The sequence below is a fragment of the Caldisericum exile AZM16c01 genome (assembly GCF_000284335.1).
Lineage (GTDB): Bacteria > Caldisericota > Caldisericia > Caldisericales > Caldisericaceae > Caldisericum > Caldisericum exile.
In genome coordinates this window covers 403,962-427,344 of the sequence record NC_017096.1, presented here as the reverse complement: position 1 = coordinate 427,344, position 23,383 = coordinate 403,962, and the positions used below count along the sequence as shown (strand labels likewise).

Genomic DNA, 23,383 nt, shown 5'->3' with positions numbered 1-23,383 from the left:
AAAAATCAACAGCAAAATTTCTGAGTAATTCCATGTATAATATAAAATAAATAGAGGTGATATGATGAATCTTCGAAAATTTGGAAAAACTGATGAATACCTATTTCCTCTTGGATTTGGCACAATGAGATTGCCTGTAATTGGTGGCGATAATTCAAAAATCAATACAGATGAGGCAATAAAAATGATACGCTACGCAATTGACAATGGTATTAATTACATTGATACGGCGTATCCATATCATGGAGGCAATTCGGAAATTGTGGTTGGGCTTGCTTTAAAGGATGGATACAGAAAAAGGACAAATATTGCAACAAAACTTCCAACATGGCTTATAAACGAAAGGGGTGACCTTGATAAATATTTCTTTGAACAGCTTAAGAAACTTCAAACAGATTATGTAGATTTTTATTTACTCCACACCCTCGACAAAGGGCTATTCCAAAAAATGGTTGAAGTAGATGCAGTATCATGGGCAGAGAAAAAAATAAAAGAAGGATATATTCGTTACCTTGGATTTTCTTTTCATGATGAGTTTCCCGTATTTAAGAGCATTGTTGACTACTATCCAAAATGGACATTTGCACAAATTCAGTTAAATTACCTTGATACTGAATATCAGGCAGGATTAAAAGGCTTAAAATATGCACACGAAAAAGGGCTTGCAGTAATCATAATGGAGCCTTTAAGAGGTGGCGAACTTGCAAACATGCCACCCCAAGTTGAAGAAATATTCAAAAATGCAAATCCAAATCGTCCAATTGTTGAATGGGGATTTGACTTTTTGTGGAATATGAAAGAAGTTTCACTTGTTCTAAGTGGAATGAGCACAATAGAACAAGTAAAAGAAAATATCGAATTTGCAAAAAGAGCATATATAGGAATGCTTTCAGATTCAGAACTTAAAGCTTACACAAAGGCTTCTAACTTGATTCATGAATTGCGTCCTATTGGTTGCACTGGGTGTGGCTATTGTAAACCTTGCACTGTGGGGATTAATATTCCTGAGATTTTTGATATATACAACAAAGGGTATCTTTTTGGAAATATTGAACGAGCAAAAAGAAAGTATGCTTTTTCTAAAGTTAAAGTAACGGAGTGTATAGCATGTGGTAAATGTGAATCTCAGTGCCCACAAGGACTTCCAATTATAGAACTTCTTAAGAAAGTGCATAGGGAACTTGCAGAAACATGATAAAAAACTGCTCTCCTCAAAATCTCGTCAAGAAATCCATTGTTGAAGCAAACCTTAATCTTGCAATTTTTATGGATAATGAACTTATATACTCGGACACAATGACAGGAATTTCGCCCATATTTAATTTTGTAAAAGAAAACCTCAATAATCTTAAAAATCTAAAAAACCTATATATAGGGGATAGAATAGTTGGCAAGGCAGGAGCAATGCTTATTTCGCTTTTAAAGCCCAAGTATGTTTATGCACACATTTTAAGCAAAAGTGGAAAAGAAATTCTTGAAAGGTATAAAATCGACTTCGAATTTGACACCTTAACAAACTATATCATAAATCGGGATAAAACAGGTTTATGCCCTTTTGAAAATGCTGTATTAAACGTATCCGATCCGCTTACCGCAATATCAATTATTGAAGAAACTCTTAAAAAACTTAAAGAGTCAAAAACTTAGGACTCTATTTAAGGAAGGCTTTCAAGATATTCTACTATTTCCTTGATAATATATTCAGGCGTTGATGTGCCCGAAACAATGCCAATTTTTAGACACCGTGATATGTCAAACTTTCTTAGTTCGTCTACGTCCTCAACAAATAACGCATTTTCATTTATCCTTTTTGCAATTTCGTAAAGCCTGTTTGTGTTTGCAGAGTGTTTACCACCAACAACAACCACACAATCAACAGATTTTGCTAAAACCTCGGCTTCTTCTTGACGCTTTACTGTCTCTGGGCAAACTGTATCAAAAAACCTAAATTCAAAGGCGTGCTTCAGGAAAAATTGGGAAACATCAATTGAAAGTCCTCTTGAAACAGTAGATTGAGATACAAGAGCAATTTTAGAGAAGTATTCTTTTTCAAATTGTGCAAGTTCTTCCAAATCTGAAATTACAGCAAAAAGACTTTCTCCTGCAGTTTCCTTAAGTACTTTCGTTTCTCTATGACCTTTTTCTCCGACAATAACAATTTTGTAACCTTCGCTTTTAAGTTTTTTAATAATATTTACAGTCCTTATAACAAAGGGACATGTCACATCGATAATTTTTTTGAATCGACTTTTTAGATTTTCCACTTCAATGTCAGTTGCACCATGTGCAGGAAGAATTACAATTTCGCCAGAGTCGTTTGGATTTAAAATTTTCACACCTAATGCTTCTAAGCGTGCCATTTCTCTCTCGTTATGGAGGATTGAGTCAACAGTAAACACACCTTTGGATTGTCTTGCTAAATTTTCGACAATACTCACCGCTCGTTCAACACCAGAGCAAAAACCAAAAGATTTTGCGACTATGATAGTTCTTCTGCCTTTGTTATGCATTCCTGTATTTTCTCCATAAGATACCCTGTCGCCTTGTCGTAATAGTCCTTGTCTTTTGAATTGAAAATTTTGTAAGGTTCTATCGGTTCTCCAAAATATACAGCAAGTTTTGTTCTCTTTATATGTATGAACCTTCTTCCAAGCCCTACAATACCGGCAGGTACGATGGGGACTTTTGAAACAGTTGAGAAATAAACAGCGCCTCTCTTGCCTTTAAGAAGTTCGCCTGTTTTTGAACGGGTTCCTTCAGGAAAAAGAAGTAAAGGGCAACCTTTTTGAAGTACCTCTACCGAAAGTTTTATGGAGGTTAGTTCCGGTTTTTCACGATTTACAGGAATCCCACCAAGCGACCTTAAAATTATCCCAAAAATTTTATTTTCAAAAAGTTCTTTCTTTGCAAATGAATACATCCTTTTAGGTAAGGCAACCCCAATAAGCGGTATGTCAAGCCAATGTGTGTGATTTGGTGAAACAATGTATCCCCCATCCTTTGGCAGATTTTCCGTTCCTAATATTTTGAAGTTATAAAAAAGTTTAAAATAGAGAATCGCTATAATTCTTAGAATTCCGTAAAGCATATTCCTTTCCCCTGATAAATTCCATTATCAAAGTAATTACTTCATCGATTTTTAAATTCGTTGTATCGATTACATAGGCATCCTTAGGAATGGTTAAAGGCGCAACACTTCTTGAGGAGTCAATTATATCACGCATCTTCAAGTTTTCGTAAACCTCTTCAAAGGTTGTATTAACACCTTGAAGAATAAGTTCTTTAAAGCGCCTTGAAGCACGCTCTTCTAAGGTTGCAGTAAGAAATATCTTTAAAAATGCATCCGGCAAAACAACGCTTCCAATATCACGACCAACCATTACAACATTTTTTTCCTCAGAAATTCTTTGTAGCTCCTTTGTTATCACTTCACGCACAGTTGAATCCTCAGATACAGGAGAAACAAGTGCATCTATATTTTTATCTCTTAATTTTGTAAGAGGAACTTCGTCACCGTCAAGGAAAATTTTTCCATCTTTTATATCAACATTAAAATCGGTCACTGCTAACGAATACTCGCCTTTTTTAAGATCTTTCTCTAAGGCAATAAGAGTTGCAAGCCTATAAAGAAAACCACTATCAATAAATTCATAGTTCAATCGTTCTGCAAGGATTTTTCCTATGGTTGATTTACCAGAAGAAGCAACACCATCAATTGCAATTTTACGAGTTTTCATAATCTCTAATCTTATTTATCCTTCGCTCGTGTCTTCCGCCCTCAAACTTCGAATTAAGCCAAACGGAAACGATCTCCTTTGCAACTTCGTCCCCAACGACACGGCCTCCCATGCATAGAACATTTGCATTATTGTGCTCGCGTGAAGCATGTGCTGTGTAAAGGTCATTACAAAGTGATGCTCTTATTCCCTTTACCTTATTTGCTGCAATACTCATGCCAATCCCTGTTCCACAGATAAGAATGCCAAAATCAAAGTCTCCTCTCGAAACTGCCTCTCCCACTTTAAAAGCATAGTCAGGATAATCGACACTTTCTTCAGTATAAGTTCCGAAATCCTCAACATAAATTCCCTTTGTTTTTAAAAAGTTTTTTATAATTTCTTTAAGCCTAAAGCCTGCATGGTCCGAACCAATTGCTATTTTCATATTTACCTCCTTAATCTTTTAATTGTGCCATTTAAAAAACTAAAACCGTATGAAACTGCTACATCAAATATCTCACTTCTAATAAGTTTACCTATCCCAACATAAATTATAAATAGGATTGAGCCGAACCCAATACTTCTCAAAAATACGTTTAAAGCGTGTGCCTTGATAGGAATAAATCTTAAAGAAAGATATGCAAGAATTCCCATAATTACACCAACAAGAATTCCTTTAAAGAGTTCAAAGACAAGGTGTCCAATGTATTTTGATTCAAAATAATGCCTGTTGATACTATAAAGGATAAATTGTATAAGAGAGATATAAGTTACGATGGTTGTAGCAAGAGCAATCCCGGGTGCTCCCATAATTTTTGCAAGCACTATATCAAGCACAAGGTTAAGCCCAACACTTACCCAACTTATGAGCATCGGAGTTTTTGTATCCTTATAAGAGAAAAAAGCACGCCTAAAAAGATCCGCAAGTGTAATGCCCAATAGACCCAAGGAATACATAAGAACATTTGAAGTTGTCAACAACGCAGAGGATTGAGTGAAAGCACCTCTTTCAAAAAGCACCCTCACAATGGGACGTGCCCAAACAGAAAAATAAACCGTAAAAGGCACCATAATGAAAACAAGGACATAGAATGCCTTTTTAAAAAGACGTGTATATTCTTCGTCGTTATTGCTTACCGCATGAGATGAAAGCGAAGGGTAAACTGCGGTTGTTAAAGAAGCACCAATAAGAGAATAGGGAATTAGATAAACAGTCTGTGCATATGAGAGAGATGCAATTGCGCCATATGGCAAGTATGATGCAACAGTCTTGTCTATGATTTGATACAAAACGCTAAGTCCTGAGACAATCATTGCAGGTATCATAAGGTTTGTAAATTCTTTAAAGCCTGCCCAGTCGATTTCTTTTATATCGTAATGTCTAAAAAACTTCCACCTCAAGTATAAAAATGAGAAAAGAAGAAAAAAGTATACAAAACCAAATAGATCTTGGCCAACAACTCTGCTATAGATACCGATTTTAGGCGCAAGAATAACAAGGCTTACAGGGATTACAATATTTGCAACAAGTCCTGCAACTGCAGGATAGAGAAATTGTTTTTCTGCCTGAAATACACCAGTAAAAAAACCTGTCATAATATTGAGATATCCAAAAACTGCAAGCATCTTTACAAACGTTGAGGCATAGTTAAATCTATCGGAAGTTAAACCTGAGGCAACGATTTTTACAAAAATTGGACTAAATACTATAAGCAAAAGCGTTATAAGAAAAAGAATTATGCTATATATAAAGAAAAGTTGGCTTACAAAAACTTTTCCCTGCTCTCCTCCTTGTTCTCTTTTTTCTGTATACATACGCACTATGATTGTTTGCATACCTGCTGCAAAAAGACCCAAAATCATGTTAGGAATAATAAGGGCAACTTCGAAGGCATCCATCTGTGGAGACGTGCCAAAGTATTTTGCCGTGAGCATGTCCCTCACATAGCCTACAATCTTACTTAGAAACGCAACAATTGAGGTTATTATTGCCGCCTCAGTTATAGTTTGGCTTCTTAAAATTCTTCTCTTATCCATCTTGAGAATGCCCCGAAAGTAAATCTTCAACAATTCTTAAAATTTGTAGAGACCTCTTTTCCCATGAATATTCCTTTGCATCAAGAGTTCTCTTTATGCGCTTCTCAATCGAATCTTCATTAACTGCAATTTTTATTTTTTCTACAAAGTCCTCTTTTGTACTTGCAACGTAAACAGGAAGGTTACTTACATTACCTACAGGTGTAGAAACAACAGGGACACCTGCTGCAAGGTATTCGTATATCTTCAAAGGATCTATATTCTTAGTGAGGTCATTTATTTTAAAAGGTATTATTCCAACTGCGGATTCCCATAGTATTGGTGCAAATTGATCTTGAGGTAATTTCCCAAGAAATTTTATATTACGCTCTTTAAGAAGTTGAGAAATATCAACGGAATTGAAGCCAATCAATAAAACCTCAAAATCAGGGAGAGTCTCTAAAAGAAATTTGACAAGCTCAATATCAAACCATGAAGCAATTGCACCAACATAAACAATTTGTTTTTTGATTTTTAACGTATCCTTTATCTGAAGCCACTTTGAAAAAAGCGGATAATCAACGCCATTTGGAATTTGAATTGGGTCTTTCCCAAATTTCCTCAACTTATCTTTAAGAAATTTGTTACCTGTTGTAATCACAATATCTGAAACTTGTACCATCTTTTTTTCAAGTTCATTTACAAATTGACGGTTTACGAGGCCACCAAAACTTGCATGGTCATCAACGCAGTCATAGATAGTCTTTGCTTTGAAGTGCATAATTGTCTCCGGAAAAAATGGTAAATAAGAAAAAATTAATAACGGTTTAAAAGATATTTCTTTTAAAGAAGAAACAATGCTTCTAAAATATATTTCTTCATCAAGTTTATTAAATACTCGGTATTTTTTAAAAAATGGAAATATTGGAAAGCTTCTTAAAACATAAAAATTGTGAGAGATTTGTTCAATTTTACCTCTGTTTTCCACTTTAAAGCCACTTTTAAGATAAGCAAGATATGTGTGAGGAGAATCAACATACACTACCCTAAAACCATTTTCGCTTAAATATTTTGAAAATCTTGTTTTGCGTGAAGGAAAGTCACCATATCTATTCGAGGATAAAAATAAAATATCTCTATCCATCCAAAACCTCAGAGAGAGCAGAAATCACCCAAAAATTAAGAGTTATGCCCCATACATCAAATAGGTTTTCAACAAAAATGTGTATCAAAAGAGCAAAAAGAGATGCACCAAGGAAGAGATAAATAAGTTTTCTTTTTGAGAAAAACTTGTATACAAAATTTGCAAAACCGTAAGAAACAAATAGGATAAATGAAACAATACCTAAGAAACCTGTTTCTGCAAAAACATTTATATAAACGCTGTCCATCGAAGTATACGAGAAATAGCCATACTTCTGCCCTGCAGAACTTCCAAAAGTACCGAGACCTGAACCTAAAAGTGGATGTTCAAAACCATTAACAACCCCGTATTTCCACCTGAATAGTCTTCCGCCTGATTCAAGGCTTTTTTGAATGTAACTTGGATCAATCAAGGAAACAATTCTTAACCTTAAAACAGGAACAGAATAAATGGCAAATACTCCAAGGACAACAAGACCTATTGCAACCAATGGAGAGATTGCCGCAAACGATAGGAAAAGTGAGCCAAAAGCACCAAGCCATCCACCACGTGAAAAAGTTAAAAGCAACCCACCAATAATTGAAAAGGAGCCAAATAAATACAAAATTTTCCTAATATAACTCTTGCTATCAAAAATATAATAGAAAACAACAGGAAGGCCCAATTCAAGATATCCTGCAAGCACATTTGGAGAACCTACAATTGAAAATGCCCTCGTATAAATAGAGGTTCTTTCAAGGTCTTTATCTACCCACTGGGCTGGAGTAGGCACCTTTTTAATATACTGATATATGCCATGAAGTCCCAAAATAACTATAGAAAGAATAAAAGACTTTAAGTAGAAATGTATCTCATCTTTTGTTGGCTTAACGAGAAATACCGCAATAAAGACCAAAAAAGGCTCAAGGAGAAGTCTAAATTGGTGTTGAAAGGCAAGGAAAAGATAGTTATTAAATACAAAACTTAAAATTGAAACACTTGCAAAAAGCACTGCAAATAAAACGCTTGGAAGAGCAATAAGATCCTTAATTCTTTTATAGCCTACAAAAATCGAAAAGAGAAAGAATACTAAAATTAAAAGGTCATCCCAAACGCTTCCAAGTTTAGGAACTTTCCTTAAAATGTAATTTATCCAAGGATAAAATGCAATAAGGAAGAAAAAAATCCTCCTTAAAGCAGAATTAATTTTTCCCATATTACTTTACTTCTTTAACCGTAAGAACAGTAACCCACAACTTCCAGTTTTCGCCATATAGAGCAAGATGTGCTCCCGCCATTATAAGATCTTTTCCATACGGATACGCCCAGGCATATTTTTTGTCCAAGGACTTTGCTACTATATATACATCTTTAAGTTTAGAAGTATTCTCCACATAGAGAAGATTTTGATCATAGTAAACGTATTTTGCTTCACTTGGCACTACTTTAACATCTGTTACAGTGAAGCACTTTTTACCTTGAGAGTCATAAAGAGTATCTCCGATTTTAATCATGTCTGCTGTTTCAGGTCTAATTGCTTCTGCAAGGAAGGTTGCCTCAATATAGTTTCCTTTTGCTAAAACTTCCTTATTTTTAGGATTGAGGATTTTATAAAGTCCTAAAAGAATTGCAAGCACAAAAATAACCAATACAACAGATATTAAAATTTTTTTATACATTCTGCACCTCCAATTTCTCTTTCAATCCGTCAATTATACCACGGAAGAAGTTTTTAAGAAATTCTTTCTTATTATCGTAAAAGAATACAATCGAGATAAATCTTTTAAATATAAAGGCAGGAAGAAAAATAAAATAAAAGTTCCACGGCTTAAGGAATTTTTTTTGGACAGTTATGTTATTTCTTGTTCCAAGATACATTCTGTAAGGCCTTCCAGAGAGGATAGTAAAAGTCTTGCCAAGGATTTTTACCTGTTTTCGATACTCAATTGGATGATAAATTTTACTTTTTGTGATTGCAAAGCCTCTGAAACCTACTTTCTTAGAACGTAATACAAATTCAGTATCATCATACCAACCCCAAAGTTTGCCATTGAAAAAGCCGACTATATCAAATACCTCTCTTGGAATAAAAAGCCCATTCATTGGGGCAATATCATATTCAAAATAATCCCTGTGAAATTCTTCATCTCTTATCTTCTTTGTAAGGCCTGTCCTAAAGTCGTATCGAAGTAAATTATAGAAAGGCTTCTTAAATTCTTTATCTCCGTAAGTAACGGAACTCAAAAAAATTTTATTAAACTGCCTTACAAGTAAATCATAATAGTGAAGAAGTTCATAAAGTGCATCCTTTGAAACAACAACATCATCATCAAGCATCCACACAAAATCATATTTATTTTCATAGGCATATCTTTGTCCTGCCTCTGCACCTCCTGCTGGACCAAGATTATTCTCAAGCCTCACATATTTCACAGGGTAATTCTTTACCAAATCAGGGGTGTTATCAGTTGAGGCATTATCAACAACAATAACATCAGGAACAACAGTGCCGCTTAATATTGAATCAAGACATTCTTTTAAAAGTTCATGTCTATTGTAAGTTATAACAATTGCTGCAACTCTCATTTACATGTGTTCTTTCTTTTCAATCCCCATAAGGTCAAACATGAAGCCCAAAGCAACCAAAGATGCCTGCACCAAAAGGAACCGCTTTGTTCTCAGATTTGGGTTTTCCTCGCTTAGGACTCTATAATTTTGGTAAAAGAAATTTATGTCCCTTGCAAGGTCCAAAGTAAAATTGGGGATCCTATGGATAGAATAGTCAAACGCAATATCATCAAGAATTGAATTTATGTAAAAAATACTATTAAAAATTTTTCTTTCAACTGGCTCAAGAGGTTCATTAAGTACTGCATCAAAATCGACAAATTCAACGCCTCTTTTCTTTGCTTCTTCAACTATGTTATGAAGTCTTGCAAAGGTATACTGAATGTAGAAAACGGGATTATCAAGCGATTGTTTAAGTGCAAGGTCAATATCAAAATTAAGATGGGTGTCTGCACTCTTCACAAGGAAAAAGAAACGAGCCGCATCCTTTCCAATCTTTAGAACCAGATCACTTAAAGGATAAAACTTCCCAGTATGTTTTGACATCATTACTTCAGAGCCATTTTCAAAGAAGTGAACTATTTGATATAAGATCACATCAAGGAAATCCCCACCAATGCCAACTCCATTAAGAAGAGCTTTCATCGTTATAACATGCCCAAAGTGGTCTGCACCCCAAACATCAATTGCCTTTATGTTTCCTCTTCTAAACTTATCTACATGATATGCAATATCTGTAAGTGTATAGGTAGGCTCGCCTGAAGCCTTTACAAGCACTCTGTCTTTGTCATCTTTAAACTCAGTTGCCTTAAACCACCAAGCACCATCTTTCTTATACAATAGATTACGCTCCTTCAATAGAATTAGAATTTCCGCAAGTTTTTCTGGGAGTTCTAAACCCTCTTCAACTTTTACAAGTTTGCCTTCGTAAAGTGACGATTCAAAAAAGATGTTATCGTAATAAACCCCAAAAAGTTTTAAGGATTCCAAAATGCTTGGAAAGTCAAACTTTAAGTTTTTTTTAAGAATTTCGAGTTCTTCAATGTGAGAATTTGCATCACCAAGAAGAATATACTCGCCAAGAACCTTAAAAACTTCAATTTGCTTTTTATAATCATAATTTACAAATCTATTTTTAAAAACTTCTGTAATTACATCTGCAATTCTCTTAATGTAGTCTCCTGCATAACCTTCCTCGGGGAAATCCGTTTCAATGTAAAAATTTTTCAAATACCAGTATCTTATAGATTGGGCAAAAAGGTCCATTTTATTTCCTGCATCATTTACATAGTATTCTTTTTCGACTTCGAAACCACGACTCTTCAAGACATTTGAAACAACATCACCTATTACTCCACCTCGGCCGTTTCCAACATGCAACGGGCCTGTCGGATTTGCGGAGACAAATTCAACCTGAATTTTCTTATACTTGGGTTCTTTTTTGAAATATGTGTCTTTTTTATCCAGAAGCTCCTTAAGAAAATCCCTGTAAAATAAATGCCCAAGTCTTATGTTAATATAACCTTGATCATTTGAAAGAGATTCAAAATACGGAAGATTGAGATATTTTATAAGTTCATCTGAGATATCTTTTGGCGATTTCTTAAATACCTTTGCAAGTTTAAAAGCAATATTCAACGAAAAGTCGCCAAAATTAAAAGGTGCAATAAGCAACTTAAAATCTTCGTCAAATTCTATATCTTTGAGAGGCGTTGAAAGTGCCTCTAAAATTTCACCTTGAAGTTTGTATATGTTCATTTTTCCTTATACACTAAAACTGGCTCTCTGTTTGCCTTCACCTCGTCAGGTCTTGAAACATAAGTTATATGAGGTGCTTCCTTTAGAAGTTGCGGATTCGTCTTAGCTTCTTCTGAAATCTTAATCATTACATTAATAAACTCATCAATTGTTTCTTTTCCTTCAGATTCAGTTGGTTCAACCATAATTGTTTCTTGCGCATACGGTTCAAAGTGTGGGAAATATATCGTTGGTGGATGGAAACCATAATCAATTAATCTCTTTGCTATATCAAGTGTTTTAACCCCGTATTCTTTGTAATCTCTTCCCGTTAATACACACTCGTGCATGCAAAATCTGTCGTAGGCAGGTCTATAATACTTTTTGAGTTTCGCAAGAACATAATTTGCATTAATTATAGAGGTTTCTGAAACTTCCTTCAAACCTTGTGGTCCCATTGAAAGAATCCACGCATAAGCTTTCACAAGCACTGTGAAATTTCCAAAAAATGCCTTTACCCTACCAATAGATTTGCGAGGCTCCTCAAGACCAAAATATTTTCCACAGTTACAAACCAAAGGTGATGGAAGAAATTCAACAAGATTTTTCTTTACTCCAACTGCACCTGCACCTGGACCTCCAGAGCCATGCGGTGTTGAGAAAGTTTTATGAAGGTTTAAATGCACTACATCAAAACCTGCATCACCTGGACGTACTATCCCCAAAAGCGCATTAAGGTTTGCACCATCATAGTAAAGAAGGCCACCTTTTGAATGTACAACCTCTGCGATTTCCTGAATTTGACGCTCAAAGAGTCCAACCGTGTTAGGATTTGTAAGCATGATACCTGCCGTATCTTCATCCATCTTCGCCTTGAGGTCATCAAGGTCTACATTTCCAACCGCATTGGATTTTACTTCAACAACCTTAAATCCTGCCATTGCAGAGGAAGCAGGGTTCGTGCCGTGAGCAGAATCAGGTATAAGCATTTTGCTTCGGGGTTTGCCTTGATCTTCGAAATATTTTCGCATGATAAGGACACCCACAAGTTCACCATGTGCACCAGCTGAAGGCATCAGGGTAAATCTGTCCATTCCCGTTATCTCCTTGAGAGCCTCTTCAAGTTCAAACATGAGCCTCAAGTTGCCCTGTACAAATTCAATATGTGCAAAGGGATGAGCTTGTGTAAAATTATCAAGTGTCGCTAAGTATTCGTTAACTTTTGGATTATATTTCATGGTGCAACTTCCAAGAGGATAAAAGCCATCATCAACACCGTAATTGAGTTTGGAAAGTCTCGTAAAGTGCCTTACCACATCAACCTCTGAAACCTCGGGAAGTTCTTTTTTCGTTTTTGATAGGGCATATTCTGGTATAAAATCTTCAATTGAACCCTCAAATTCATCTTTCCTTAACGAATAACCAATACGACCTTTAACACTTTTTTCGTATATGAGTTTCATTGTATCACCTTCCCAGAACCTCAACAATTCTATCAAGATCGTCTTTACTAAAGACTTCGGTTACAGCAAAGAGATACGAATTTACAAGTCCTTCAAAATAGGTGCTTAATTTAAGTGGAGGTATCACGTTAATACTCTTTAATCTTTCACTCATGACGTTCTCTTCAAGATCTGTTTCAAGGACGAATTCGTTAAAGAAAGGATATTCTACACCTTTGAAATGTCCCGTTTGTAAAAGCCTTGATCTTAAATAGTGAGAAGCTTTCACATTATAAGTTGCCAAGTCGTATAGCCCCTCTTTACCAAAGAGAGATAGATAAGCATCAATTGCATATAGGTTGAGATTATGACTTGTGCAAAGGTTTGAAGTAGCCTTTTCTCTCTTTATATCTTGCTCTCTTGAACGCAACGTCATGACAAAGGCACGTTTGCCATTTCTATCAACAGTCTCGCCTGCAATTCTTCCAGGAAGTTGACGAACAAAATCCATTTTTGTAGCAAGATATCCGTTATATGGGCCACCAAAGTTTAGATCAATACCAAACGACTGTGCTTCGCCTGATACAATATCAACACCTAAATCTTTTGGTGATTTAAGGAGAGCAAGGCTCAAACTCTCGACAACAACCTGTAAGGAAAGAGCACCATACTCATGTGCTAATTTGGAAAATGCCTCAACATCCTCAATACCGCCAAAGAAATTTGGGCTCTGAATCACAAGAACTGCTGTATCGTTATTCATTAGATCCTTAACAGCATTTATATCTGTGAGATTATCATTGTATGGAATTTCAACGATTTCGGTTTTATGAGGTGCAACATAGGTTTTAATTGTCTCAATATATTGGGGGTGAAGCAACTTAGAAATAACAATACGATTTTTCCCTGAAAGTCGCATTGTCATTAACACTGCTTCCGCTGTTGCAGATGCACCATCGTAGATTGAAGGCACAATTGCATCAAATCCTGTAAGTCTTGATAAATGCGTTTGCACCTCAAACATCGTTTGAAGCGTTCCCTGGGCAAGTTCTGGTTGATAAGGGGTATATGCAGTATAGAACTCTTCTCTTGATAGGATTGTTTTAATAACTGAGGGCACAAAGTGCTTGTATGCACCTGCACCAACCAATGGCTTTAATAATGCAAAATCTGCGTTTTCTTGCTCTATACTCTTTATATAAGAGATCAATTCTTCCTCAGATAATGGCCCTTTTACTTTTAGATTGCTTTTATATCGTAAATCTTGGGGAATATCCCTTATTAGGTCTTCAAAGGAGGAAACACCAATTTCTTTAAGCATTTCCTCCAGTTGTTCTTTTGTGTTGGAAATGTATCTCATAGGTTATTCTTTTCTATATTCTTCGTATCCTTTTGCATCCATTAAATCTTTTAATTCTTCAGGATTTTCGATTTTAATTTTAAAAAGCCACCCTACACCATAGGGATCTTTATTGAGAAGTGAAGGATCCGAAATAACTTCTTTATTTACCTCAACAATTTCCCCCGAAACTGGTGCGTATATGTCTGAAGCAGCTTTTACTGATTCAACAGTAATAACCGCATCTTCTTTTTTGACTTTTTTTCCGACATTTGCCTCACCTACATAGACAACATCGCCTAATTTGTCTTGTGCGTAATCGGTGATACCAACCGTTGCAACATCGCCTTCAACCTTTACCCACTCGTCATTTTTTGAGTAATAAAGACCTTCCAAAACTTTATACGCCATTCTCTACCTCCTTAAAGTGTAGTTTAATTTACGCTACTTAGCCAAAAAATTATAATACAAATTACGTAAAATTGAAAAGTATTTACTTATGATTTTGTATTCTGTTTCGCAAACGCCATGTAAATTGTAAAAAACTCATCTACAGAAACATCTTCTGCACGCGCATTTTCAGTTAAACCAATTTCACTAAAGACTTTCGAAAAATCAAAATTGTAAGACGCCTTTAAAGTTGTTAAAAGTTTCTTTCTTCTTTGGGTAAATGCCCTGTGAACAAACTGCAAGAAATCCTCGTATACAGGATTAAACTCTCTTATTCTTTTTAACTCAATAAGTGAGGAGTAGACATCAGGCCTTGGGATAAAAAAACTTGGCGGAAAACGCTTAAGGAAACTAACCTCAAAGAAAAATTTTGTAAATACCGTTATCGAACCATATTCTTTTGTTGAAACATTTGAAATCAATCTTTTTGCAAATTCATCCTGAACAAGGAATACCGCACGCTTTAGTTTTGATTTTGCAACTTTTATAATAAGATCGGAAGTGATATAGTAAGGAATGTTTCCATAAATTTCTGTTGCATCAAACTGGTTGAAATCAATTGAAAGAGCATCGCCTAAAATAAAGGTAACATTTTGAATTGGATTTTCATTATAAAACGGTTCAAATCGCTTATCCAATTCTATTGCATAGATGTGCCTTGAAAATTGTGCAACGCTTTTTGTCAAAAAGGCAAAGCCAGGACCTACTTCTATATATGATTTATCTTTTGACGGAGTAAGTGCTTCAACAATAAAATTTAGGGCAGAAGAAGAAACAAGAAAGTTCTGCCCTAACCTTTTGGACGCCTTGAAGTTGTACTTATCAATCAGTAATTTAACTTCCCTTGAAATTTCCATTTGCCATCAAGAATGTAGACCTTTACTTTTCTTATACCCCATCTACTTGCTTCATATGGGTAATAAAAGAAAACATCAATCTTATTGCCTTTTATTGCACCACCTGTATCTCCTGCAACCGCATAACCATAACCTTCAACATAGAGAAGTGTTCCCATTGGAATCACTGTAGGATCAACCGCAACAACACCAAAGCCACTCCTTAAACCTGATGCAGTCATCCACGGATTTGAATCGGTTTCTGCTACAGTTGGAGAGTAAGCAGTTGCAATGACATAAAAAGACTTAACATAGTTATTAGGGGGCTTTGCGGTGCCTTTGACATAGGTTTCTGTTGTGGGCATCTTTGTAATTTTTTCGAAGGCAAAATCTTCTCTTATTTTATCTCCACCAAAATAGATTTCCTTATAGTGAAGTTCTTTTATACCGTCTTGTCCTGCTTGTCTTAGGTAAACCATTCCGCTTGCAACCATTGGATCCTCTACATAGACGGTCTTATACGGAATACTCTCCTTTACAACCTTTTCCCTTTCGAGGTATCTTTTAATAATAACCTGTCCTGTATTTAATTCACCATTCAAAGGAATATTTATATAATCCTTTGGCCCCAACTTCACCCCAATTTCATTGAGAAAATCTGAAACAATTACTTTTGTTGTGTAGTAAGTTTTGGTCTGCTTATCAATTGTAACTTTTATGGGACGAGAGCGCATAACAGTTATTTTTCCGGAGTCAAGAGATTCGTTTAAATCTGGTATAACAATATCTTCGCTTCGCGTTGTTAAGTTTGCCTTTGACAAAACCTCTGATACGGTAAGTTCCTTAAAAGAAAGAACCTGATAAATTTTATCATTCCCGGTATCGCTTATTGTATATACGTGTCCAAAAGAAATAAGGAAGGTGAAGGTAAGAAATATTGTTATAACCAAACTTTTAATTACCTTTTCCACCATAATCACTCCTTTTCTTAATTAAATTTTCAATTGATTCGAGTTTTTCTTCAATACTCCTTAAACTTCTTACAATCTCTCCAAGGAAATCCACATCAAAGTCCTTGAAAGATGCAGTTTGCTCCAGATCCTCAGAGTCAAAATCATCTAAAGAATTGATTTGGGAAATAAGAGATAGTTTGTCTCTGGTGCGAGTTTCTTTTTGCGTAATGTTACCCTCAATTTTCTTTAAGAATATCGTTGGAAAGAAATAGTACACACCATTCTCTTCAACTTCAAGGCGTGCAAGCTCGCAAAAGTTTACTAACGAAGATGGTGAAATTTGGTACATATCCTTTGTTGGAAGAACAATAAGAACAGAAAGTTTCTTGTGTTCAGGATTTGGTCTGTTTAAAAATTCAAGAATTATTTTTTTACTTATCTTGATGCCCTCGTCCCACATGATCTGCCTTGCAATTTCTGGAAATGCCTGTTTAAAACCCTTATCAACACCTTCAACAAAGTAGAGCAAAAATAATGAATATTTAGTCTCTAAAATTGCTACCCTTTTTTCAATTGTAGCCACCCTCAAAACTATCTCCCCAAAATATTTTTTTATTACATTTTTTGCAAACATCAAGGCTCCATTTAAAGTCTTTATTTTCATTTTCTCACCTTCCTAAACTCTTTAGTTTACCATATTTTTCGCAAATTCACAAGTTCAAAAGAACGCTTTACAAAATCATACTTTTTTTGCTCTTCACTTTTTTACCATTCTTTTATATTATTTCAATTTTGTGAATTTAGTGTGAATTTTTCCAATCTGAACAACCTCAGGGCCTTGATCACTTTTTACTTAAACAACAGGCTCACAATACAACTTATTTAAATACAACTTACTTAAGAAGTATACAAACTCTATTCAATAGTCTTAATAATCTTTCTCTATGAATCAGTCAAAAGAAATATACCAAATAAGATTACTTATAAATAGATGTTCCATAATAGTTATGAAGATATTCATTTACAATGCAACACAAAGAGAAAAATCATGTTCGAAGCCTTTCATAACTGGGAGAAGATAAACCCAACTTTACTTCGGAAAAGATATATAAAACCACTGACTATAAACAGAAGCAAAATATGTTTTCTCAAATTTTAACAAACATTCGTGTTTAAAATACATAAAGATCACAAAACTTCCTTAAAATACCACAATCACAGTTAAAATATGCAAATAGAAATATATGCCTAAAAACTTGCAAAATTTTTAAAAAGTAATAAAACTTGTTAGAGCTATAAAATTGCTCAATTTAGGATTTATATACTTGCCTTAAGGAGGTTAATATGATTAAGATTGTCGTAGATTCAACGGGTTATATCCCAAAAGATATTATAGAAAAGTACGATATAAAGGTTGTGCCACTTAAAATAAGGTTTGGAAGCGAAGAGTTCAAAGAAACAAATATATCCATAGATGAATTTTACAGAAGACTTACAACGACAAATGAACTCCCAAAGACTTCGCAACCATCACCGCAAGATTTTATTGAAGTTTACAAGCCACTTATTGAGGAAGGACATGAAATTATTTCAATTCACCTTTCACAAAAAATTTCAGGAACCATAAATTCTGCAAGAATTGCAATTGAAGCACTTAAAACTGACAAAATAAAAATTGTCGATTCGATGAGTACAACTTTTTCGATTAGATTTTTGGCAGAATATGCAATTTCACTCATAGAAAAAGGTTTTCATTTTGATGAAGTTTACAAAGAAACTCTAAATGCAACAAATAGAATATATAATAGATTTGTGCTATATCACCTAAGGTATCTTGTTGAAGGGGGAAGACTCAACAAAGCAGAAGGGCTACTTGGAGAAATCTTAAACATAAAACCTGTGCTTTCTTTTACGAATGGGGAGGTAAAAATTGAAAGCGTTGCAAGATCGTTAAACAGGGCAAAAGAAGTGCTTCTAAAATTCATAAAAGAAATCAATGAAACAAAAGGCATCGAAAGACTTGCAATAATTCACGGTATTAATAAAGATGTAGAAGAGTTTGAAGAGAAGGTAAAAGAAATCTCAAAGGTGCCGGTTGAAAAATTGCTTTGCGGTGCAGTTATTGGCGTCTATGGTGGGCCTGAGTGGATTGGCATAGGAATCCTTGGAAAAAGTTAAACACTTTTTATAAACTCGACCATCTTTTCATGCAAAAGGCCATTTGTTGCAAGAATTTCACCAGAAAATGAGAATTCTCTATTGCCTTTAAATGTCGTAACAAGCCCTCCTGCCTCTTTCACAATTAAAGAACCTGCCGCAATATCCCAAATATGGATGCCCTTTTGGTAATAGCCATCAAAAATACCCATTGCAACGTGCGCAAGGTCAAGTGCAGCACTTCCATCACATCTAACTGAAAGTGCCTCACTTAAGATTCTTTCAAAACTCTTGTAGGTATTTTCATTTCTTTCTTTATAGACAAACCCAGTTACGATAAGTGCATCTTTAAAATCGGAAGTTTTTGAAACATGTATCGCTTCACCGTTCAGCGTTGCACCCTTCCCCAATTCTCCTATAAACAATTCCTCGAGGATTGGATTATACACAACACCAAAAGTTATTTCAGAATCTTCCATTAGTGCAATAGAAACTGCAACCTGAGGATAACCTTTCACAAAATTCGTTGTCCCATCAAGAGGGTCAATTATAAACTTCCTGCTTGATAGTTCATTTAAGTCTTTGTTTTCTTCCGTAATAACTCCATACCCTGGGAAAGCCTTCAGGATACTTTCGCGCACAAAGTTATCGATGTATTTATCAACATTTGTAACAAGGTCCCTTGGTCCTTTTAATTCCACATCAAGGTGCTTTCTAAAATTCTCCTTTATTATCAATCCTGTTTTCTTTGTAAGGTCGACAATAAAATCTTTTTCGTACATATCTTTTCTCCTTTCTAAACGGAAATTTCTAAAACCACAGGCACGTGGTCTGATGGCTTTTCTAATTTTCTAAATGTTTTTTCAATATAGCAATTTTGTAATTTTGGCAGCATACTCTTTGAGACAAGGATATAATCAATGCGCATACCCCAATTTCTCCTAAAACTTCCGCTCGTATAATCCCACCAAGTAAACTCCTGAACATCAGGATTAAAATGTCTGAACGCATCAACAAGCCCAATACTCATAAGGTCAGAAATTGCTTCACGCTCTTCCTTCATAAAACCAATAGTGCCATCAAGCATCACAGGATCCCACACGTCAATTGGCTCTTTTGCAACATTAAAATCTCCCATAAGGATAAAATCAACATCCAAAAGATTATTTTTAAGGATGTAATTTTTAATCTTTTGGTAAAACTCAAGTTTGTAGAAAAATTTTTCAGAGCCGTATTCTCCTCCGTGAGGAAAATATACATTAAGGATGTGAAGTCCTTTTACAATACCTACAATTGTCCTTGCTTCAGTATCATTGAGAACGTTTTTTGTGATACTTTCAAAAGGAAATTTTGAAATAAGCGCAACACCGTTATATGCCTTTTGACCAAAGGCTTCCACATAATACCCAAGTGATTCGAAATCTTTAAAAGGAAAATTCTTTTCTTCCGTTTTCAATTCTTGAATACCCAAAATATCAACCTCATTATCTTTCAAAAGCATTAAAACGTGCTCTACCCTACTTCTGATTGAATTTACATTCCATGTTGCAATTTTCATTATTTTCCTTCCTCCAATTCATCTAAAAGTGCTTTAATAGTTTTCCTTAAAACTGGATGGACAAAATTAGGTGCAATTTCGGACAATGGCTTCAAAACAAAAATTCTATTCTGCATATCTGGATGGGGAATTTTTAAATCTGGTTCGTCAATAATCAAATCGTCATAGAATATTATATCAAGGTCAATTGTTCTTGGACCCCATCGGATAGTGCGCACACGCAACAGACGCCTTTCAATATCAAGGAGAATAAAAAGTAGTTCCCTTGGAGAAAAATTCGTAATGCCTTCAACAACGCAATTAAGAAATGAAGGTTGCTCGGTTAACCCATAGGGAGCGGTTTCAATTATTGAAGAAATTCCTATAATGTCTATACCTTCTTCAATCATGTAATTTATTGCATCGAGAATATTTTTTTCTCTATCACCTAAGTTTGAGCCAAGTGCAATAAAAACTTTGTGTTTAACCTGCTCCGCCACCTGAACCACCACCTCCTCCGCCACCTCCACCTGAGAATCCACCGCCAGAGCCAGTTGAGGCAGGTGCAGTTGAACTTAAAGCTTGCATAGCTGAATTTAAAGACGTCGTAAATACATTTATCGAAGCAAAATTAAATGTTCCCGATGTTGTTACAGCCTTCCCAAAGATATAACTTCTTGAAAATTCATCTTGAGGAATCTTATCAATGTTCATTTCGATATATTTTAAAACTTTCTCAGCAATTCCAAAGGTTGTTGCATAAACAAGGTAGTTCTCCCAAATGACGATAGAGTTAGGCGCATATTCTTTTAAATTGGAAAAGTCGGATAGAAACTTTTTAAGACCATTCCATTCTGCATACTTCTCAGCACCAAGTTGGGTACGTTTTTTGAGCGCAAGGGATAGAAGCGCAAAAACAAAGATAAATATATACCAAAAAAGCACCAAGAAAAGCAACCCATAAGAAGAAAGAATTAAAAATGAAACAATTGAAAACAATGCAAGTGCAAGAGAATATATAAGTATAATCATAGTTCTTTTTTCAAAGTAGCCCAAAGCTCTCCCTTCTTTTTGGACGGTTTTTTGGAAACGTTTAAACATATCGTAGGCAACTCTACTTCTATTTTGGGAAAATCTTTTAATTGTATCTGTTGAAACAAATCTGTTTCCCTCTGAAATCACGTTAAAAAGAAAGTCGTATGCAAACGATAGATGCCCCCCTAAAGTTGATGGATCCAAATCCGTCTTATAGAAATATGTAACAGGAACATTTTTCTTAAAGAGGATATAGTTTTTCTCCTCTTCTTTTATTTCAAGTGCGATGTAACCCTTTTTAACAAGGTAGAGAATTGTTGCTGTAAAATCCTGTGCAAGAATATTTTCAAAGCGCATAAGATAGCCAACGATTGCAGGAGGTAAATCCTCGGGAATATCACGCATATAAATAATATCTTTTTGAGGTTTAGGTTCCTTTCCGAAGGTAAAGAAAAGATATAAGTATATGGCAAGAAAAAGTGCCCACCATCCAAAGAAAATTGTTAGTCCGGTTCGAACTTTTGATTTTTCGGCCTCTGTTTGCCTTGCCCAGGCAAGTTCTTCTTCCATAATATCATTTAATTTTTCCTGTGGGATTATATTTGCGTTTGGAAGGATGTAGGAAGGAAACAATACTCGTGCTTCGATAAATGTATTGGGTGGGACATTCGTTGCGATGTAATGTGCGCCTTGCCCATCAATTCTTTCAACGGTCCCATTTAATGGGCCATGCCCAAAAACTTTGAGATCACCTTCATTTACTGTTGAAGGTAAATATACAAAACCCTCAAAACTGGAAGTCTTTTTATCCCAACCTGAACCTATTAATTTCCAGTAAAAATCTGCAACATCTTTATAAGTCTTTATACCCCCAATTACTCTATATTTAAAGACAAATGTCTTCGTTGTGTTTGTTGCATCGTAAAAGAATTTTGCATAATACGAATTCCCTTGCTCTTGAAAAGTAAATGTTCCTGGTGCGTTTGTTTCGTTTGGTGTTAATTTATAGGGACCACTTTCATCTTCAATTGAAAAATTTTCAATACGATCGAATCCTTCCTTGGGTAACATATACGTAGCCCAATGGAAGGAGCCATCAAACTTATACGTACGTGCCTCCTCAAAGTCAAAACTTCCATCGGGTCTTATATACGCCGTAACTACAACTTTTGGGAAATAGTAATCTTTTGCAAGGACAACTCCTTGTAAAGAAAAAACCAATAACAAAACTAAGAATAAAAATAGAACTTTTTTCATTTAAGTCCCCCTTTTTTTACCTTCCCTCACTTACTATTGCTTTATACATACGTATCATGTCTTTATGCGGTAAAACATCGTGAACTCTTAAAATTGATGCACCTTTAAGAAGTGCAAACATATTTGAAGCAAGTGTGCCGTATAGTCTTTCTTCAACGGGTCTATTATCAAGAGTGAGACCAATGAAAGACTTTCTTGAAAGACCTACAAGCACTGGTTTTCCAAAAATGGTAAATTCTTGAAGTTTATTTAGTATTTCAAGATTGTGTTCCCTTGTTTTTCCAAAACCAATTCCAGGGTCAATTACAATCTTATCAATACCAACAGAATTTAAAAAAGTAATTCTCTCCTCAAAGTATTGAAGAAGTTCTCTCATAAGATCCTCATAAACTGGGTTTTTCTGCATATCTTTAGGTGTGCCTTTTATATGCATTATAACAACAGGCACGTTATACCTTTTTGCAACATCAATCATTAAAGGATCAAACCTTAAACCGCTTATATCGTTAATGATATCTGCACCAGCGTTTATGGCCTCTTCTGCAACTTTAGACTTATATGTATCTATAGAAATAGGAATAGTTTGAAACTCTTTTCTTATTGCAACAATTACAGGGATAACTCGCCTCAACTCTTCATCAAGTGGAACACTTTCGGAGTAAGGTCGTGTTGACTCACCGCCAACATCAATGATATCTGCACCTTCTTTAACCATTTGTTCTGCATGTTTAAGTGCATCGTCAATATTAAGAAATTTTCCGCCATCGGAGAAAGAGTCAGGTGTTACATTTAGAATTCCCATTATTAGTTTTTCACTGTTAAAATCAAATTGTCTTCCTCTAATTTCAAAAATGGGAAGTGGTGTACTTTCCAGATATTTCTCTAAAGATACCCTAACATCCCTCAGTCCAAAATATGGCATAAAGGCAAGTTTTTCTAAAACCTTTCTGTAAACCTTCTTAGTGCCAATTAATATAGCATCTGATTTTTCTACTCTAAAACTTGCAACATCCCTTGAAAGTGCAACATCTCCACCTGCACTTAAAAATTCCTGTTTGAGAATATTTGCTCCTCTTGCATCAAGGTCGTATATCTTAAAAAGGATAAGTTCGCTTTTCTCTTTAAAAAGATTGTGCACTAAACTATCAACTTTTACTTTTTCAAGTTCGCATTCAAAATACGAAAAATCAATCTTTCTTACAATCATAAAACAC

At 35.1% G+C, this 23,383-nt stretch carries 24 protein-coding genes; 3 read left to right on the top strand and 21 right to left on the bottom strand.

Annotated features, from left to right (window positions below; genetic code table 11):
• The first annotated feature begins 64 nt into the window (after positions 1 to 64).
• Both CSE_RS02070 and CSE_RS02065 read left to right on the top strand, forming a co-directional pair.
• The gene (locus CSE_RS02070) at positions 65 to 1,195 is read left to right on the top strand and encodes an aldo/keto reductase (protein WP_014452974.1); all 1,131 of its coding nucleotides are present in this window, start codon (positions 65 to 67) and stop codon (positions 1,193 to 1,195) included.
• Entirely contained in the window at positions 1,192 to 1,647 is a 456-nt protein-coding gene (locus CSE_RS02065) for a DUF1893 domain-containing protein (protein WP_014452973.1), read from the top strand. Before CSE_RS02070 ends, CSE_RS02065 begins: the two co-directional genes overlap by 4 nt.
• An 8-nt stretch (positions 1,648 to 1,655) precedes the next feature.
• On the opposite strand, the gene ispH is transcribed toward CSE_RS02065, so the two are convergent.
• From ispH to CSE_RS01985, 16 genes are all read right to left on the bottom strand, one after another.
• A complete protein-coding gene (ispH, locus tag CSE_RS02060; RefSeq protein WP_014452972.1) occupies positions 1,656 to 2,510 on the bottom strand; it encodes a 4-hydroxy-3-methylbut-2-enyl diphosphate reductase in 855 nt (284 codons plus the stop codon).
• Positions 2,480 to 3,088, bottom strand: a complete 609-nt coding sequence (locus CSE_RS02055; protein WP_014452971.1) for a lysophospholipid acyltransferase family protein — start codon at positions 3,086 to 3,088, stop codon at positions 2,480 to 2,482. Before CSE_RS02055 ends, ispH begins: the two co-directional genes overlap by 31 nt.
• Positions 3,045 to 3,737: a (d)CMP kinase gene (gene cmk / locus CSE_RS02050; RefSeq protein WP_014452970.1), complete on the bottom strand. Its 693-nt coding sequence runs from the start codon at positions 3,735 to 3,737 to the stop codon at positions 3,045 to 3,047. The genes CSE_RS02055 and cmk overlap by 44 nt, the downstream gene beginning before the upstream one ends.
• Positions 3,724 to 4,164: a ribose 5-phosphate isomerase B gene (gene rpiB, locus CSE_RS02045; RefSeq protein ID WP_014452969.1), complete on the bottom strand. Its 441-nt coding sequence runs from the start codon at positions 4,162 to 4,164 to the stop codon at positions 3,724 to 3,726. The genes cmk and rpiB overlap by 14 nt, the downstream gene beginning before the upstream one ends.
• Before the next feature lie 2 nt (positions 4,165 to 4,166).
• The gene (gene murJ, locus CSE_RS02040) at positions 4,167 to 5,756 is read right to left on the bottom strand and encodes a murein biosynthesis integral membrane protein MurJ (RefSeq protein WP_014452968.1); all 1,590 of its coding nucleotides are present in this window, start codon (positions 5,754 to 5,756) and stop codon (positions 4,167 to 4,169) included.
• The gene (locus tag CSE_RS02035) at positions 5,749 to 6,879 is read right to left on the bottom strand and encodes a glycosyltransferase (protein ID WP_014452967.1); all 1,131 of its coding nucleotides are present in this window, start codon (positions 6,877 to 6,879) and stop codon (positions 5,749 to 5,751) included. The genes murJ and CSE_RS02035 overlap by 8 nt, the downstream gene beginning before the upstream one ends.
• Entirely contained in the window at positions 6,872 to 8,074 is a 1,203-nt protein-coding gene (locus tag CSE_RS02030) for an O-antigen ligase family protein (protein WP_014452966.1), read from the bottom strand. The genes CSE_RS02035 and CSE_RS02030 overlap by 8 nt, the downstream gene beginning before the upstream one ends.
• Position 8,075: 1 nt before the next feature.
• Entirely contained in the window at positions 8,076 to 8,537 is a 462-nt protein-coding gene (locus tag CSE_RS02025; RefSeq protein ID WP_014452965.1) for a DUF4330 family protein, read from the bottom strand.
• Positions 8,530 to 9,444: a glycosyltransferase gene (locus CSE_RS02020; protein ID WP_014452964.1), complete on the bottom strand. Its 915-nt coding sequence runs from the start codon at positions 9,442 to 9,444 to the stop codon at positions 8,530 to 8,532. The genes CSE_RS02025 and CSE_RS02020 overlap by 8 nt, the downstream gene beginning before the upstream one ends.
• Positions 9,445 to 11,184 carry an arginine--tRNA ligase gene (gene argS, locus CSE_RS02015; protein WP_014452963.1) on the bottom strand — a complete coding sequence of 580 codons (1,740 nt, stop codon included), beginning with the start codon at positions 11,182 to 11,184 and terminating at the stop codon, positions 9,445 to 9,447.
• Positions 11,181 to 12,626 carry an aminomethyl-transferring glycine dehydrogenase subunit GcvPB gene (gcvPB, locus tag CSE_RS02010; RefSeq protein ID WP_014452962.1) on the bottom strand — a complete coding sequence of 482 codons (1,446 nt, stop codon included), beginning with the start codon at positions 12,624 to 12,626 and terminating at the stop codon, positions 11,181 to 11,183. The genes argS and gcvPB overlap by 4 nt, the downstream gene beginning before the upstream one ends.
• Positions 12,627 to 12,630: 4 nt before the next feature.
• Positions 12,631 to 13,965, bottom strand: a complete 1,335-nt coding sequence (gcvPA, locus tag CSE_RS02005; protein ID WP_014452961.1) for an aminomethyl-transferring glycine dehydrogenase subunit GcvPA — start codon at positions 13,963 to 13,965, stop codon at positions 12,631 to 12,633.
• A gap of 3 nt (positions 13,966 to 13,968) precedes the next feature.
• Positions 13,969 to 14,355, bottom strand: a complete 387-nt coding sequence (gcvH, locus tag CSE_RS02000; RefSeq protein WP_014452960.1) for a glycine cleavage system protein GcvH — start codon at positions 14,353 to 14,355, stop codon at positions 13,969 to 13,971.
• 86 nt (positions 14,356 to 14,441) lie between these two features.
• On the bottom strand, positions 14,442 to 15,251 hold the full coding sequence (rsmA, locus tag CSE_RS01995) for a 16S rRNA (adenine(1518)-N(6)/adenine(1519)-N(6))-dimethyltransferase RsmA (protein WP_014452959.1): 810 nt from the start codon (positions 15,249 to 15,251) through the stop codon (positions 14,442 to 14,444).
• The gene (locus CSE_RS08585; protein ID WP_172633856.1) at positions 15,221 to 16,201 is read right to left on the bottom strand and encodes a 3D domain-containing protein; all 981 of its coding nucleotides are present in this window, start codon (positions 16,199 to 16,201) and stop codon (positions 15,221 to 15,223) included. Before CSE_RS08585 ends, rsmA begins: the two co-directional genes overlap by 31 nt.
• The gene (locus tag CSE_RS01985) at positions 16,185 to 16,847 is read right to left on the bottom strand and encodes a hypothetical protein (protein WP_014452957.1); all 663 of its coding nucleotides are present in this window, start codon (positions 16,845 to 16,847) and stop codon (positions 16,185 to 16,187) included. The genes CSE_RS08585 and CSE_RS01985 overlap by 17 nt, the downstream gene beginning before the upstream one ends.
• Before the next feature lie 680 nt (positions 16,848 to 17,527).
• Between CSE_RS01985 and CSE_RS01980 the strand changes: the two genes are divergently transcribed.
• The gene (locus CSE_RS01980; protein ID WP_014452956.1) at positions 17,528 to 18,361 is read left to right on the top strand and encodes a DegV family protein; all 834 of its coding nucleotides are present in this window, start codon (positions 17,528 to 17,530) and stop codon (positions 18,359 to 18,361) included.
• Here CSE_RS01980 and CSE_RS01975 read toward each other — a convergent pair.
• Genes CSE_RS01975 through folP form a run of 5 tightly spaced genes read right to left on the bottom strand, consistent with a single transcriptional unit; the run spans position 18,358 to position 23,376 of the window.
• A complete protein-coding gene (locus CSE_RS01975; RefSeq protein ID WP_014452955.1) occupies positions 18,358 to 19,122 on the bottom strand; it encodes an inositol monophosphatase family protein in 765 nt (254 codons plus the stop codon). The two genes, CSE_RS01980 and CSE_RS01975, sit on opposite strands and share 4 nt — an antisense overlap.
• Positions 19,123 to 19,136: 14 nt before the next feature.
• Positions 19,137 to 19,898, bottom strand: a complete 762-nt coding sequence (gene xth, locus CSE_RS01970) for an exodeoxyribonuclease III (RefSeq protein ID WP_014452954.1) — start codon at positions 19,896 to 19,898, stop codon at positions 19,137 to 19,139.
• Positions 19,898 to 20,377: a 2-amino-4-hydroxy-6-hydroxymethyldihydropteridine diphosphokinase gene (gene folK / locus CSE_RS01965; RefSeq protein WP_014452953.1), complete on the bottom strand. Its 480-nt coding sequence runs from the start codon at positions 20,375 to 20,377 to the stop codon at positions 19,898 to 19,900. The genes xth and folK overlap by 1 nt, the downstream gene beginning before the upstream one ends.
• Complete coding sequence (locus CSE_RS01960) at positions 20,361 to 22,169, bottom strand: DUF2207 domain-containing protein (RefSeq protein ID WP_014452952.1); 1,809 nt, start codon at positions 22,167 to 22,169, stop codon at positions 20,361 to 20,363. Before CSE_RS01960 ends, folK begins: the two co-directional genes overlap by 17 nt.
• A gap of 16 nt (positions 22,170 to 22,185) precedes the next feature.
• On the bottom strand, positions 22,186 to 23,376 hold the full coding sequence (gene folP / locus CSE_RS01955; RefSeq protein WP_014452951.1) for a dihydropteroate synthase: 1,191 nt from the start codon (positions 23,374 to 23,376) through the stop codon (positions 22,186 to 22,188).
• Positions 23,377 to 23,383 lie beyond the last annotated feature (7 nt).